Origin of the sequence: Micromonospora sp. NPDC047465, from assembly GCF_040643125.1 — a bacterium.
Taxonomy (GTDB): domain Bacteria; phylum Actinomycetota; class Actinomycetes; order Mycobacteriales; family Micromonosporaceae; genus Micromonospora.
Genome location: NZ_JBEYTP010000015.1, coordinates 64,822 through 78,870, shown reverse-complemented (window position 1 = coordinate 78,870; position 14,049 = coordinate 64,822). Strand labels below are relative to the sequence as shown.

12 protein-coding genes are annotated in these 14,049 nt (G+C 74.5%); 9 read left to right on the top strand and 3 right to left on the bottom strand.

Annotated features, from left to right (window positions below; all coding sequences use genetic code 11):
- Positions 1 to 177 precede the first annotated feature (177 nt).
- Positions 178 to 1,137, bottom strand: a complete 960-nt coding sequence (locus tag ABZ793_RS16115; protein WP_357457470.1) for an ECF subfamily RNA polymerase sigma factor, BldN family — start codon at positions 1,135 to 1,137, stop codon at positions 178 to 180.
- A gap of 596 nt (positions 1,138 to 1,733) precedes the next feature.
- Here ABZ793_RS16115 and ABZ793_RS16110 point away from each other — a divergent pair.
- Genes ABZ793_RS16110 through ABZ793_RS16100 form a run of 3 tightly spaced genes read left to right on the top strand, consistent with a single transcriptional unit; the run spans position 1,734 to position 4,452 of the window.
- A complete protein-coding gene (locus ABZ793_RS16110) occupies positions 1,734 to 3,497 on the top strand; it encodes an AMP-binding protein (RefSeq protein ID WP_357457468.1) in 1,764 nt (587 codons plus the stop codon).
- Positions 3,490 to 3,741, top strand: a complete 252-nt coding sequence (locus tag ABZ793_RS16105; RefSeq protein WP_350707036.1) for a glutaredoxin family protein — start codon at positions 3,490 to 3,492, stop codon at positions 3,739 to 3,741. Before ABZ793_RS16110 ends, ABZ793_RS16105 begins: the two co-directional genes overlap by 8 nt.
- Before the next feature lie 60 nt (positions 3,742 to 3,801).
- Positions 3,802 to 4,452: an HAD hydrolase-like protein gene (locus tag ABZ793_RS16100; protein WP_357457466.1), complete on the top strand. Its 651-nt coding sequence runs from the start codon at positions 3,802 to 3,804 to the stop codon at positions 4,450 to 4,452.
- Positions 4,453 to 4,461: 9 nt separating this feature from the next.
- Here ABZ793_RS16100 and ABZ793_RS16095 read toward each other — a convergent pair whose 3' ends face one another.
- The gene (locus ABZ793_RS16095) at positions 4,462 to 5,115 is read right to left on the bottom strand and encodes a response regulator transcription factor (protein WP_357457464.1); all 654 of its coding nucleotides are present in this window, start codon (positions 5,113 to 5,115) and stop codon (positions 4,462 to 4,464) included.
- A 25-nt stretch (positions 5,116 to 5,140) separates the two neighbouring features.
- A complete protein-coding gene (locus tag ABZ793_RS16090) occupies positions 5,141 to 6,442 on the bottom strand; it encodes a sensor domain-containing protein (protein ID WP_357457462.1) in 1,302 nt (433 codons plus the stop codon).
- Between the two features lie 450 nt (positions 6,443 to 6,892).
- On the opposite strand from ABZ793_RS16090, the gene ABZ793_RS16085 reads away from it, so the two are divergent.
- The 6 genes from ABZ793_RS16085 to ABZ793_RS16060 all read left to right on the top strand — a co-directional run bounded on the left by ABZ793_RS16085 (position 6,893) and on the right by ABZ793_RS16060 (position 14,003).
- Entirely contained in the window at positions 6,893 to 7,663 is a 771-nt protein-coding gene (locus ABZ793_RS16085; RefSeq protein WP_357457460.1) for a redox-sensing transcriptional repressor Rex, read from the top strand.
- A complete protein-coding gene (locus ABZ793_RS16080; protein ID WP_357457458.1) occupies positions 7,660 to 9,054 on the top strand; it encodes a glutamyl-tRNA reductase in 1,395 nt (464 codons plus the stop codon). The genes ABZ793_RS16085 and ABZ793_RS16080 overlap by 4 nt, the downstream gene beginning before the upstream one ends.
- Positions 9,051 to 10,046, top strand: coding sequence for a hydroxymethylbilane synthase (hemC, locus tag ABZ793_RS16075; protein ID WP_357457456.1), 996 nt, complete (start codon positions 9,051 to 9,053; stop codon positions 10,044 to 10,046). Before ABZ793_RS16080 ends, hemC begins: the two co-directional genes overlap by 4 nt.
- Complete coding sequence (locus ABZ793_RS16070; RefSeq protein ID WP_357457454.1) at positions 10,043 to 11,623, top strand: uroporphyrinogen-III synthase; 1,581 nt, start codon at positions 10,043 to 10,045, stop codon at positions 11,621 to 11,623. The genes hemC and ABZ793_RS16070 overlap by 4 nt, the downstream gene beginning before the upstream one ends.
- 22 nt (positions 11,624 to 11,645) lie before the next feature.
- Entirely contained in the window at positions 11,646 to 12,629 is a 984-nt protein-coding gene (gene hemB, locus ABZ793_RS16065; RefSeq protein WP_357457452.1) for a porphobilinogen synthase, read from the top strand.
- Positions 12,630 to 13,310: 681 nt separating this feature from the next.
- Complete coding sequence (locus tag ABZ793_RS16060; RefSeq protein WP_357457450.1) at positions 13,311 to 14,003, top strand: helix-turn-helix domain-containing protein; 693 nt, start codon at positions 13,311 to 13,313, stop codon at positions 14,001 to 14,003.
- Positions 14,004 to 14,049 lie beyond the last annotated feature (46 nt).

Here is a 14,049-nt window from a genome sequence, read left to right as displayed (position 1 = left end):
TCGGGACCCGGGGGGATGCCGGGGCTACACCGGTCGCACCCGGAGAAACGGTCCGCACCGGGCATGGGTTACGGGCCCACCGGGGGCGAAATCACGGAAAGTGATTGTCGTCACCGCGCGAAAAGGGCAGCGAGCTGGGCGAACGGGGATCGACGCCCGTCGGTCTCGTGGACGGGACTACGGTTGGAAGCCGTCCGGCAGCAGCCGCGCCAGCGCTCGTACCGCGCGGTACTGCAACGCCTTGATCGCGCCCTCGTTCTTGCCCATCGCGCGGGCCGTCTCGGCAACGGAGAACCCCTGGAGGAAGCGGAGCACGATGCACTCCTGCTGCTCGGGATTGAGCTGCTTGACGGCGCTGAGCAGGGCCACGTTGGTGATGTGCTCGACGACCGCCGCCTCCGGGCTGCCCTCCGGGCCCCGGTCCTCGCGGTCGGCGTCCAGCACGTCGCCGGTGGTCACCTCCAGCCGGTAGCGGCCGGACTTGAAGTGGTCGGCCACCAGGTTGCGGGCGATGGTGACCAGCCACGCGCCGAGGTCCCGGCCCTGCCAGGTGAAGCTGCCGATCCGTTTGAGGGCGCGCAGGAAGGTGTCGGAGGTGAGGTCCTCCGCGAGCTGGCGGTTGCCGACCCGGAAGTAGACGAACCGGAACACCGTGTCGACGTACCGGTCGTAGATCAGCCCGAACGCCTCGGACTCGCCCGCCTGGGCGCGCTCGACCAGGGCCCAGACCTCGGTCGCCGGGTCGGACGGGTCCGGTCGGCTGGGGAAGCCCGTCGAGGCGGCGGGAGCCACGGCGGTCGCCGGCACCGCCGGGATCACGGCCGTCTCCGCGGCCGACTGCTCGGACGCCGTCGACGGTTCCGTCGTGCGGCGGCCCTGCGCCGGCATGGTGGGCCGGGCCGGCACGACCACCCGGCCGCCGGCCGGCTTGACGTTGCCCCCCGGCGTCGCGGGACGCGGTGGCGGCTCGTTGTGGTGCGGCCGGTGGCGGATCCGGCTCGACGTGCCCTCGCCGCGGACCGCGAGGCTGCCCGTGTCGTCCAGTGGGCCCCTGGTGGCGGACCGCTCGTTGAGCGGGGTGCGGGTCGCCGGGTTGGTCAGGCCGAGTGGCCGTTCCGCGTATCCGAAGGTGGTCACCGCGCCGCCTCCGTCCCGCCGGCCGCGGACCGCGCCGGTCGGCGCGTCGCGGCGCCGCCACCCGGGCGGTCGGGCAGGGCTGGCTCGGGGTGTGCCGACGGGCGGCAGATCCCCTTGAGGTGCTGGTCCAATGCGCTCACAGGCACGGGGGCCTCCTCGGGCTGAGGGGTGTCGACTCACGGCAAATGGGGTGAGCCGACCCGAGTGATGATAGGGCCAACGTCACCCGCGCGTGGCAAGTCCGTTACACAGGGCGGAAGTATTTCCCGCCGCGTCGCACAAATGGCGGACCGGTTGTCCGTCGCGTGCGGTTGACATTCGGATTGCCGCGTGATTCCGAAGGGATTTCCAGCTCAGCGGGCACGCCGGCCGGCGCGGGGCGGACGGGTGACGCGGCGGTCGACTCAGGAGCGTCCCGCATGACACGGCGCGCCGGCATGTCCCGTACACGGGACTCGATCCGTCTCGTCCGTGCGCCCCGGTCGTCCTGCCGGCGGGACTCGCCGCGGCGCCGGCGCGCCCGCCGGCCCCTCGGGCGCGGCCCGGGCCGTCGCGGGCATGGCCCGAGGCCCGGCGCTGTGCCAGACTCAGCCACCGTGCAGGACGCATCCGACAGCATCGCGTCGAACCTCGCCGACCGGGTCCGCCGGGCGGCCGTCGCCCACGGCGACCGACCCGCGCTGCACTGGCGCGAGCGGACCCTGACCTGGTCCGAACTGGACGCCTCGGTGACCGCCGCCGCCCGGGCCCTGGCGGACCTGACCGGGAATCCGCCCGCCGGAGCGGCACCGACCGAGGACCGGGCCGACGGGGCGGCACCGACCGGGACCCCGGCCGCCGGGGCGACGGCGGGCCCGTCCGCCGCCGTCGACCGGCACCCGCCCCGGGTCGCCATCGCGCTGAACAACTCGCCGGACTTCGTGGTCGGCTACCTGGGCGCGCTGCGCGCCGGGCTGGTGGCGGTGCCGGTCAACCCCGGCCTCACCGCCCCCGAGCTGCGGCACGTGCTGGCCGATTCCGGCGCCTCGGTCCTGATCGGCACCGAGCGGGTGCGCGACCTCGTCGCCGGCGTCGCCGGGGAACTCCCCGCGCTCACCGCCGTGCACGGCGCCCCGCCCATGACGGACGGCGGGGGCGGCGGCCCGTTCCCCGACCGGGGCGGCGACGACCTGGCGGTGCTGCTCTACACCTCCGGCACGGAGGGGCGGCCGAAGGGCGCGATGCTCACGCACCGGGCGCTGGCGGCCAACCACGAGCAGGTGGACCGCATCGACCCGCCGGTCGTCGGGCCGGGCGACACCGTGCTGCTCGCGCTGCCGCTGTTCCACGCGTACGGGCTGAACTCGGGGCTGGGCGCGGTCGTCCACCATGGCGCGACCGGGGTGCTGGTCGACGACCTCGGCCCCGACGCCGGGCTGGCCGAGATCGCCCGCCGCCGGGTCGGCGTGCTGGTCGGCGTACCGTCGATGGTGGCCGCCTGGTCCACGGCGGACGCCGGCGCGGTCGCCGCGGCCATGGCGTCGGCGCGGCTCGTGGTCTGCGGCGCGGCGCCGCTGGAGCCGGCCGTCGCGGCCCGCTTCGCCGAGGTCGCCGGCCTTCCGGTGCACGTCGGGTACGGCCTGACCGAGACCGCGCCGGTGCTCACCTCCACCCTCGTCGGTGGCGAGCCGAAGGCCGGCTCGATCGGCCGCCCGCTGCCCGGCGTCGAGTTGCGCCTGGTCGGGACGGACGGGGCCGACCTGTGGCGCGACGGCGTGGCCGAGCCGGACGAGGACGCCGACGAGCTGGACCTCGCCGACGCCGCGCCGGGCACGGACCCGGGCCAGATCGTGGTGCGCGGGGCGAACCTCTTCTCCGGGTACTGGCCGGACGGCCGGGGCGGGCCGGACGCCGACGGCTGGTGGGCCACCGGCGACGTCGGGTACGCCGACTCCGACGGCGACCTCTTCCTGGTCGACCGGGTCGGCGAGCTGATCCTGGTCAACGGGTTCAACGTGTACCCGCGCGAGGTCGAGCTGGTGCTCTCCGCCCATCCCGGCGTGGCCGAGTCGGCGGTACTGGGTGTGCCGCACCCGCGGACCGGCGAGACTGTCCGGGCGTACGTGGTGCCGGCGCCGGGGCGCCCGGTCACGGGCGAGGAGCTGCTCGCCCACTGCGCCCGCAACCTGGCCCGGTTCAAGTGCCCGACCGCCGTCGAGTTCGTCGACGAGCTGCCGCACTCGGTGATCGGCAAGGTACGCAAGACCCTGCTCCGGCCGGCGTCGTCCCCGGCGGCACCGGTGCCGTCGCCGGCGGCGTCGCCGGAGAACCGTCCGCCGGCCCAGGCCGGCACCAGCACCACGGAGGAGACCGATGCGTGAGCCCCGACTCACCCTGATCACCCGGCCCGGCTGCCACCTCTGCGAGGACGCGAAGGCGGCGCTGGACCGGGTGGTGGCGGTCACCGGGGACCGGTGGACCGAGAAGGACGTCACCGACGACATCGAGCTGGAACGCGAGTACGGCGACCGCCTGCCGGTGGTGCTGCTCGACGGCAAGGAGCACGGCTACTGGCGGGTGGAGGAGGAGCGGCTGCTGCGGGACCTGACGACCCCGCAGTTGTAGCGCCGCCGGGACCGCCGGGCCGGCCAGGGCGGGTCGGTGACGCCGGTTTATGGTGCTGCGATGACCCCTGCGCACCGCCACCTGGTCTGGGACTGGAACGGCACCCTGCTCAACGACCTCGACCTGGTGGTCGCCTCCACCAACGTCGCCTTCGCCAGCGTCGGCGGGCCCACGGTGACCGCCGACGAGCACCGGGTCAGGTTCCGCCGGCCGATCGCCGACTACTACGCCGAGGTGCTCGGCCAGGCGGTCGACGACGACGAGTTCGGCCGGCTGGACCGGATCTTCCACGACGCGTACCGGGCCGGGCTGACCACCTGTGAGCTGGCGCACGACGCCACGGTCGCGATGGCGGCGTGGCGGGGCAACCAGTCCCTGCTCTCGATGTGGTTCCACGAGGAACTGGTGCCGACGGTGCGGACGTACGGGCTCAGCGGGCACTTCGTCCGGGTGGACGGGCTGCGGGCCACCGTCGGCGGCGACCGCAAGGCCGAGTCCCTCCGCAACCACCTGGCCGAGCTGGGCGTGGCCGGCCGGGACGTGGTGCTGATCGGGGACTCCGTCGACGACGCCGACGCCGCCCTGTCGGTGGGCGGTCGCGCCGTGCTCTACACCGGCGGGTTCACCGACTCGGCCCGCCTGCGCGCCTCCGGCCACCCGGTCGCCGACACCCTCACCGAGGCCGTGGCCCTGGCGGCCGCCCTGCCCTGACCGGCGGGGTCAGTTGCGCAGGTAGGCGAGGACGGCCAGGACCCGGCGGTGCTGCTCCGTGTCGGGCGGGAGCTGGAGCTTCGTGAAGATGTTCCGGACGTGCTTCTCGACGGCGCCGTCCGTGACCACCAGGGTGCGCGCGATCGCCGTGTTCGAGCGGCCCTCGGCCATCAGGGCGAGCACCTCGCGTTCGCGCGGGGTGAGCTCGCGCAGCGGGTCGTCGCGGCGGCGCCGGGCGAAGAGCTGGCCGACCACCTCGGGGTCGAGCACCGTCCCGCCGGCGGCCACCCGGTCCAGGGCGTCGAGGAACTCGTCGATCGCGGCCACCCGGTCCTTGAGCAGGTAGCCGATCCCGCCCCCGCCGCCGCCGGTGGTGGCGAGCAGGTCGTCGGCGTACGACACCTCGACGTACTGGGAGAGGACCAGGATCGGGGTGCGGGGCACCAGCCGCCGGGCCTCCACCGCCGCGCGCAGCCCCTCGTCGGTGTGCGAGGGCGGCATCCGGACGTCGACGATCGACACGTCCGGCCGGTGCGCGACGACCGCCGCCACCAGCGCCTCGCCGTCGGCGACGGCGGCCACCACCTCGTGCCCCCGCTCGCTGACCAGTCGGACCAGCCCTTCCCGGAGCAGCACGGCGTCATCCGCGATCACGATCCGCATGGTTGAGTTGTCTACCACGTCGGGGTCACAGCGGGAGTTCGGCGCGGACTTCGGTGGGCCCGCCGACGGGGCTGACCACGTCCAGCCGGCCACCGGCGGCGCGTACCCGGTCGGCGATGCCGACCAGCCCGTGCCCCTTGGCCAGGTGGGCGCCGCCCTGGCCGTCGTCGCCGACACCCACCTCCAGCCGGCCGTCGCGCCGGGCCACGGTGACGTGGCACTCGGTCGCCCGGCTGTGCTTGGCGACGTTGGTCAGCGCCTCGGCCACGACGAAGTACGCCGTGCTCTCCACCGCCGGGTCGAGCCGACCGGCGGGGCTGCCCAGCTCCGGGTCCACCCGCAGCTCGATCGGGATCAGGCCGCGCCCGGCCAGCGCCGCCAGGGCGCTGGGCAGGCCCCGGTCGACCAGGATCGGCGGCGCGATGCCCCGGGACAGGGCGCGCAGCTCGGCGAGCGTCTCCCGGGTCTGGGTGACCGCCTCGTCCAGGGTCCGCGCCGCGGCGTCGGGGTCGGAGGCGAGCTGCTGGCGGGCCCGGCTGAGGTCCATGGCGAGCCGGACCAGGCGCTGCTGCGGGCCGTCGTGGATGTCCCGCTCCAGCCGGCGCAGCGCGCTCGCCTCGGCGGACACGGCGGCCCGCTTCTGCTCCTCCAGCACGGTGATTCGGTTGCGCATCTCCGCCACGCCGGTGAGCATGGCCCGGCCGAAGCTCGCCTGGAGCAGCGCGCAGCCGCGGGCCACGATCGGCAGGGTGATCAGGAAGAACAGCCCGATCGCGGTGTGCAGCCCGATCCGGGCGACGGTCGAGTCGCCCAGGCCGAGGAGTTGGGGGAGGCCGACGTCCTCCGAGTCGCCGTGCGGCAGCGCCCAGTCGTACGCCCAGTAGAGCGATCCGGCGACGGCGCCGGCCCACCAGACCAGCGTGACCGCGAAGGTGGCGACGGCCACGACCAGCTTGAGGATGCCGTGCGCCAGGTCGAGCCAGGACTGCGCGTCCCCCATGGGCACGAAGATCCGCCGCCAGGCGCTGGCCCCGGGCTCGGGGAGCCGGTACTGCGGGCGGATCCGGGACTGGTGCAGCACGGCGGGGAGGCGGAGCCGCTCGATGTCGGCCAGCCCCCGGGCGGCGTACAGGGTGCCGCTGAGGACGGGCAGGCCGATCACCGTCACCACCAGCCCGAGGCCGGCCGCGAGGCCGGCCAGCAGGACCACGAAGCTGGCCAGGGCCAGGGGGAGGCCGAGCAGCACGTAGCCGGAGTCCAGGAGGAGCTGACGGGAGATGGTCGGCGCCGACGTGGGCGGGTCGGCGGCGACGGGTGCGGCGGTCATACCACGAGGCTAGGCAGCGCGGGGCTGACCGACCCATCCCGTCGGCCGGCCTCTCCGGCGTAGGGCTGTCCCTACCGTGGCCCTCCGGGCGGCGCCCGCCGGCGCCCCGGAGCCCGGCCGGCGGTGGGCCCGGTGCCGGCGGTCGGGCCCGCCGGCACCGTGACGTATTCGGCGGCGAGCCGCGCTCGCGCGATTGGTCAGAGAAGTCGTAATTGAGCAATAATCGCCGTGCGGCGCCGGCGGAGGCCGCTGTATCGATCTTGCGGGATGGAGGGCCAGGTGGAGCCGCGTCGCGAGCTGTCAAGATCGCGATTTGTGCACGCCTTCACAAGCGCCTACTCTGTAGTTCCGACGCGCCCTGCTAGCACAGCCGGCAATCTCGGTCGCCAGCGGGAGTCCCGAAACGGCCGGCCGCTGGAGCTGGCCGAGGATCGCACCGCACGGAGTCTCATGAGTCAGCACCGTCACCCTGGCGCGCCCGGCCGCGCCGGTGCCGTACCGGCGCTCCCGGACCTGCCCGAGGCGACCGTCGCGCGGCTCCCCGAATACCTCCGTGCCCTGCACAATCTGGCCGAAAGCGGTCACGAGACCGTGTCCAGCGAGGGGCTGGCGAGCGCCGCGGGGGTGAACTCGGCGAAGCTCCGCAAGGACCTCTCGCACCTCGGCTCGTACGGCACCCGGGGCGTCGGCTACGACGTGGCGCTGCTGGTCGACCAGATCGAGTTCGTGCTCGGGCTCACCCAGCGCCGCGCGGTCGCCCTCGTCGGCGTGGGTAATCTCGGTCACGCCCTGGCCGGCTACGACGGCTTCGCCAGCCGCGGCTTCCGGATCGCCGCGCTCTTCGACGCCGACCCCGAACGCGTCGGCGAGGAGATCAGCGGGCTGGTCGTCCGGCACATCGACGAGCTGCCCCGGGTCGCCGTCGAGGAGTCCATCGCCATCGGCGTGATCGCCACCCCGGCCCCGGCCGCCCAGGCGGTCGCCGACCAGCTCGTGGCCGTCGGTGTGACGAGCATCCTGAACTTCGCTCCGTGCGTACTCTCGGTTCCAGAGGGGGTCGACGTGCGCAAGGTCGACCTGGCCATAGAGCTGCAGATCCTGTCCTTCCACGAGCACCGCAAGGCATCGCTGACCGCGCTTCCCGCCACCGGCGGGTCCGCCCTCACCGCCCTGCCCGGCGGGCTCGCGGTCACCGACCCTCAGGAGGCGATCGGCACGTGAAACTGCTCGTCGTCGGCGCGTCCTACCGCACGGCTCCCGTCGCCACGCTGGAGCAGCTCGCGGTCGCCCCCGCCGATCTCACCCGCACCCTGGACCGCCTGGTCGCGCAGCCGTACGTGACCGAGGCCGTGCTCGTCTCCACCTGCAACCGGGTGGAGGTCTACGCCGCCGTGTCCGGATTCCACGGCGGTCTCGGCGACATCTGCGCCGTGCTGGCCGAGCAGGCCGGGTGCCAGCCGGCCGGGCTCGCCAACCACCTCTACGTGCACTTCGACGCCGCCGCGGTGGACCACGTCTTCCGGGTCGCCGCCGGGCTGGACTCGATGGTCGTGGGCGAGGCGCAGATCCTCGGCCAGCTGCGCGACGCGTACCACTCGGCGACCGGGGCCGACACCGCCGGGCGCCTGCTGCACGAGCTGATGCAGCAGGCGCTGCGGGTCGGCAAGCGCGCCCACGCGGAGACCGGCATCGACCGGGCCGGTCAGAGCGTCGTCACCGCCGCCCTGGAACTGGCCGCCGAGCACCTCGGCAGCGACCTGGCCGGCCGCCCGGCGCTGGTGGTCGGGGCGGGCGCCATGGGCTCGCTGGGCGTGGCCACGCTGTCCCGGCTGGGTGCAGGGCCGGTCACCGTCACCAACCGGGGCGCCGACCGGGCCGTCCGGCTGGCCGAGGCGTACGGGGCCAGCGCGGCGCCGATGACGGAACTCACCACCGCGCTCTCCACAGTGGACATCGTAGTGGCCGCCACCGCGGCCACGGAAGCGGTCCTCACCCGCGAGGTGGTCACCCGGGCGCTCGCCGGGCGCGACCCCGGGCGGGGGCCGCTGGTCCTGCTCGACCTGGCCGTGCCGCGCGACGTGGCGGTCGGCGTCGCCGAGCTGCCCGGCGTCGAGGTGATCGACATCGACCGGATGGCGGCGCTGCTCGCCGACGGTCCCGCCGCCGCCGACGCCGCCGCCGTCGAACGGATCGTGGCCGGCGAGGTCGAGGCCTTCCTCACCTGGCTGCGCGGGGCCGACGTCGCGCCGACCGTGGCCGCCCTGCGTGGCCGCGCCGACGACGTGGTCACCGCCGAGCTGCGCCGGCTCGCCCAGCGCCGCCCGGACCTCACCGACGACCAGCGCGCCGAGGTGGCCCGGACGGTGCACCGGGTGGTCCAGCGGCTGCTGCACCAGCCCACCGTGCGGGTCCGCCAGCTCGCCGCGGAGCCCGGCGGCGACCAGTACGCGGCCCTGCTGCGCGAGCTGTTCGACCTCCAGGTGCCGCAGACGTCGCCGGTCGACACCGTCCCCGACGTCGTGGACAGCGACGTCGTACCGCCGTTCGGCCTCGCCGACTTCCCGTCGTCGGCCGGCCCGGCCGACGTCCCGCCCACCGGAGGTGAGCGATGAGCACTCCCCTGCGCCTCGGTACCCGGGGCAGCAAACTGGCGATGGCCCAGTCCGGCCACGTCGCCGAGGCCCTGACCGCCGCCACCGGCCGCCCGGTCGAGCTGGTCGAGGTGGTCACCGCCGGCGACCGATCGTCCGCGCCGGTGCACCGGCTCGGCGTCGGTGTCTTCGTCTCCGCCCTGCGCGACGCGTTGACCGCCGGCACCATCGACTTCGCGGTGCACTCCTACAAGGACCTGCCCACCGCCACGGCGGCCGGGCTGCACATCGCGGCGGTGCCGGTCCGGGAGGACCCGCGGGACGCGCTGGTCGCCCGCGACGGCCGGACCCTCGCCGAGCTGCCGCCCGGCGCGACCGTCGGCACCGGCGCGCTGCGCCGCATCGCCCAACTGCACGCCCTCGGGATGCAGCTGGAGGTCGCCCCGATCCGGGGCAACGTCGACACCCGCCTCGCCCGGGTGCTCGGCCCGGAGGCCGACCTGGACGCCATCGTCCTGGCCCGGGCCGGGCTGGCCCGGCTGGGGCGGACCGAGGTGATCACCGAGACGCTCGACCCGATGCTGATGCTGCCCGCGCCCGCCCAGGGCGCGCTGGCGGTGGAGTGCCGGATCGACGACCCGGACATGGTCGAGCTGCTCGCCGTGCTCGACCACGCACCGTCCCGCGCCGCGGTCGTCGCGGAGCGGGCGCTGCTGGCCACCCTGGAGGCCGGATGCTCCGCTCCGGTCGCCGCCTACGCCGTCGTCGCCGAAGGCGAGCCAACCGGCTCGGGTGCCGAGGGCGATGTTGTCCAGGAGATCTACCTGCGCGGGGCGGTGATCAGCCCGGACGGCTCGCGAGACCTCCGGCTGTCCCGCACCGGAACGCTCGCCGACGCGGCGGAGATCGGCAAGGCACTCGCCGCCGAACTCCTCGACCTCGGCGCCGACTCGATCCTCGGCCAAGAAGGACACGCCGGCCCGGGGACCCAGCAATTTGGGAGCACAGAATGACCCGCACCCGTAAGCCCGTAGGCCGTATCGCGTTCGTCGGGGCCGGTCCCGGCGACCCGGGCCTGCTGACCCGCCGGGCGCACGACGCCCTGGTCGACGCCGACCAGGTGGTGTACGACCGGGGAGTCCCCGAGTCGCTGCTCGACGCCGTCCGTGCCCAGGCCAAGTCCGACGCCCAGTTCACCCCGGCCGAGGGCGCGCCGGGCGACGTGGCGAAGGTGCTGATCTCGGCGGCCCGGTCCGGGCTGAACGCGGTGCACCTGGTCGCCGGCGACCCGTTCGGCCACGAGTCGGTGGTCCGGGAGGTGCAGGCGGTGGCGCGTACCGCCGCGCACTTCGAGGTGGTACCGGGCGTCGGCCAGGCGGAGGGTGTGGCGACCTACGCGGGCGTGCCGCTGCCCGGCGTACGCACGGCGGCCGACGTCGAGGACGTCAGCACGCTGGACTTCGACGCCCTCGCCGCAGCCGTCGGCCGGGGCTCGCTCGCCCTGGCCGTGGACGCCGGCGACCTCGCCGCGATCCGGGACGGGCTGCTCGCCGCCGGGGTGGACGGCGCCACCGGCGTCGGGGTGACCGGGGACGGCACCGGCGAGACGCAGTACACCACCACGTCGACCGTGGACTCCTTCGTCGCGGCGGCGCTCGGCTTCACCGGCCGGGTCGTGCTCACCGTCGGCGAGGGCGTCGGCCAGCGGGACAAGCTGAGCTGGTGGGAGAACCGGCCGCTGTACGGCTGGAAGGTCCTCGTGCCCCGCACCAAGGAGCAGGCCGGTGTGATGAGCGCGCGGCTGCGCGCGTACGGGGCCATCCCCTGCGAGGTGCCGACGATCGCGGTCGAGCCGCCGCGGACCCCGGCCCAGATGGAGCGGGCGGTCAAGGGCCTCGTCGACGGCCGGTACGCCTGGGTGATCTTCACCTCGGTCAACGCGGTCCGCGCGGTCTGGGAGAAGTTCGCGGAGCACGGCCTGGACGCCCGGCACTTCGGCGGCGTCAAGATCGCCTGTATCGGCGAGGCGACGGCCGACGCCGTCCGCGCGTTCGGCATCCAGCCCGAGCTGATCCCGTCGGGGGAGCAGTCCTCCGAGGGGCTGCTGGCCGAGTTCTCGCCGCACGACGAGATCCTCGACCCGGTCGGCCGGGTGCTGCTGCCGCGCGCCGACATCGCCACCGAGACCCTCGCCGCCGGGCTCACCGAGCGCGGCTGGGAGGTCGACGACGTGACCGCGTACCGGACGGTCCGGGCCGCCCCGCCGCCCGCCGAGATCCGGGACGCGATCAAGTCCGGCGGCTTCGACGCGGTGCTCTTCACCTCGTCCTCCACGGTGCGGAACCTGGTCGGCATCGCCGGGAAGCCGCACGCCCGTACCGTTGTTGCAGTCATCGGGCCCAAGACGGCGGAGACGGCGACGGAGTTCGGCCTGCGGGTCGACGTCCAGCCGCCGCACGCCTCGGTCCCCGACCTGGTGGAGGCGCTCGCCGCCTACGCCGTCGAGCTGCGCGAGAAGCTCGCCGCCATGCCGGCGAAGCAGCGCCGTGGCTCGAAGGTGCAGGGGCCGACCGCCCTGAGGTTCCGGTAGTCGTCGTAGCAGGAGGCCCGTGATGCCGTACCCCGAGATCCGGCCCCGCCGGCTGCGCCGCAACGCGGCGCTCCGGCGGCTGGTGGCCGAGACCCGCGTCGACCCGGCCGAGCTGGTCGTGCCGATGTTCGTCAAGGAGGGGCTGACGGAGCCGCGGGCGATCGCGTCGCTCCCGGGGGTGCTCCAGCACTCCCGGGAGTCGCTCCGCAAGGCCGCCACCGAGGCCGTCCAGGCGGGCGTCGGCGGCATCATGCTCTTCGGCGTGCCCGAGCGGCGCGACCCCACCGGGTCCGGCGGGATCGACCCGGACGGCATCCTCAACGTCGCGATCCGCGACGTCGTCGCCGAGGTGGGCGACGCCACGGTGGTGATGAGCGACCTCTGCCTGGACGAGTTCACCTCGCACGGGCACTGCGGGCTGCTCACCCCCGACGGCGGCGTGGACAACGACGCCACGCTGGCGGCGTACGCCGAGATGGCGGTGGCCCAGGCCGCCGCCGGGGTCGGGGTGGTCGGGCCGTCCGGGATGATGGACGGCCAGGTCGGCGTGGTGCGCCGGGCGCTCGACGCCGCCGGCCACCAGGACGTGGCCGTGCTGGCGTACGCCGTCAAGTACGCCTCGGCCTTCTTCGGCCCGTTCCGGGACGCGGTGGAGTCGGCCCTGGAGGGTGACCGGAGCACCTACCAGCAGGACCCGGCGAACCTGCGGGAGTCGCTGCGCGAGGTCGAGCTGGACGTCGCCGAGGGCGCCGACATGGTGATGGTCAAGCCGGCGCTGCCGTACCTCGACGTGGTGTCGGCGGTCCGCGCGGCGGTCGACGTCCCGGTCGCGGCCTACCAGGTCTCCGGCGAGTACGCCATGGTCGAGGCGGCCGCCGCGAACGGCTGGATCGACCGGGAGCGGGTGATGCTGGAGACGCTCACATCGATCCGCCGGGCCGGTGCGCAGATCATCCTCACCTACTGGGCGGTCGAGGCCGCCCAACTCCTCCGCGAGCGCTACTGAGGCCCTACCGACGGCACCCGGGGGTCGGGCAACGGCGTCACAGACGCCACGCCGCGCACGACCGGACAGAGAAGTCGGCACGGACCGGTCCCGGTCGCGGTCGCGCAGGACGCAGCCCTGCCCGACGACCCACAACCCACGACTCACAACCCACAACCCACGACCCACGACCCACGACGGCGCGAACCGGGCGGAGACGCCGGAGCGCGGGTCGACTGACGGCGACGCCAGGCCGGCTCACTCATGCGTGCCCGGCCCACGGATGCTGTGTCCGTTACTCAGAGCGATCAATCCAAGCGAGTCGCGAACCCCTCCCTCGAACGCTTTGCTCTGCACCCGGATATGCACCAGCAACCGAGAGTGTCTGTCGCGTATGCGGGTGCAGAGCAAAGGGCGTATGGGGGTTGGCTGCCTCCTCGGGGCATTCTTCGGAAATGTGCTGGTCAGGGCGGCGACTGGCCGGGGTCGTCGGCGAAGCTGGGGTCGACGGCGTCAGCGCCATCACTCACGGTCACATGGGGTCTTCCGGTCGGGCTGTTACCCAGCGTGAGGGTCTGGAGAGGTCGCCGGGAGTCGTCCCGGCCGACGTGGGTGCTGCCGGTTCTCCACAGGTAGGTGGGTTGTCCACAGGCCGGGGAGGCGGGATTGCGAAGGGGCCCGCACGGCCGGGACCGTGACGGGATGACCGACATTCCCGCCGCGCCATGGGCCGACGCGCCATGGGCCGCCGTGCCATGGGCCGACGACCGGCCGTCCCCTGACGATCAGCCCGGCTCCGACGACCAGCCGGGCTCCGACGAGCTGCCCGGCTCTGACGACCAGCCCGGCTCCGACGAGCAGCCGGGCTGCGAAGATCAAGCGCGCTCCGACGAGCCGCCCGTGCTGCTGACCGAGCCGTTCGACATTCCGTGGCCCGCCGCCGGCATCGTCCGTGCGATCCGGCGTCGCGCCGACCCGAGCCAGCGGGAGCTGGCTCGGTGGGCGGGGGTGCACCACGCCACCGTGGGGCGGATCGAGGCGGGTCGGCTGGTGCCGAGCATCCTGCTCCTGCGCCGCGTCATCGGGGTCGCCGGGTTCCGGCTGGCGGTGGTCGACGAGTTCGGGCGGGTGCTGAAGCCGATGCGGGACCGCGACGACACCCGCGACGGGGCGGAACGCCGCTACCCGTCGCACCTCGACACGATCCTCGACCCCGAGCCCGGGGAGTGGTGGGCGGACCTCTACGGGCTGGCCCGCCCGCCGGAGACGTTCTACCGCAATCGCGCCGTCCGGGACGCCATGCGGCGGCGCAGCCAGTGGGAGGTGCGGGTGGCCAAGTACCGCAACGTGCCCCCGCCGCCGCGCGCGTGCGGGCACGATCGCCGGTTTCCGTGAACCCATCGGCCCCGTCGGCCCATTGCTCCGTGAAACGGCCGACGGC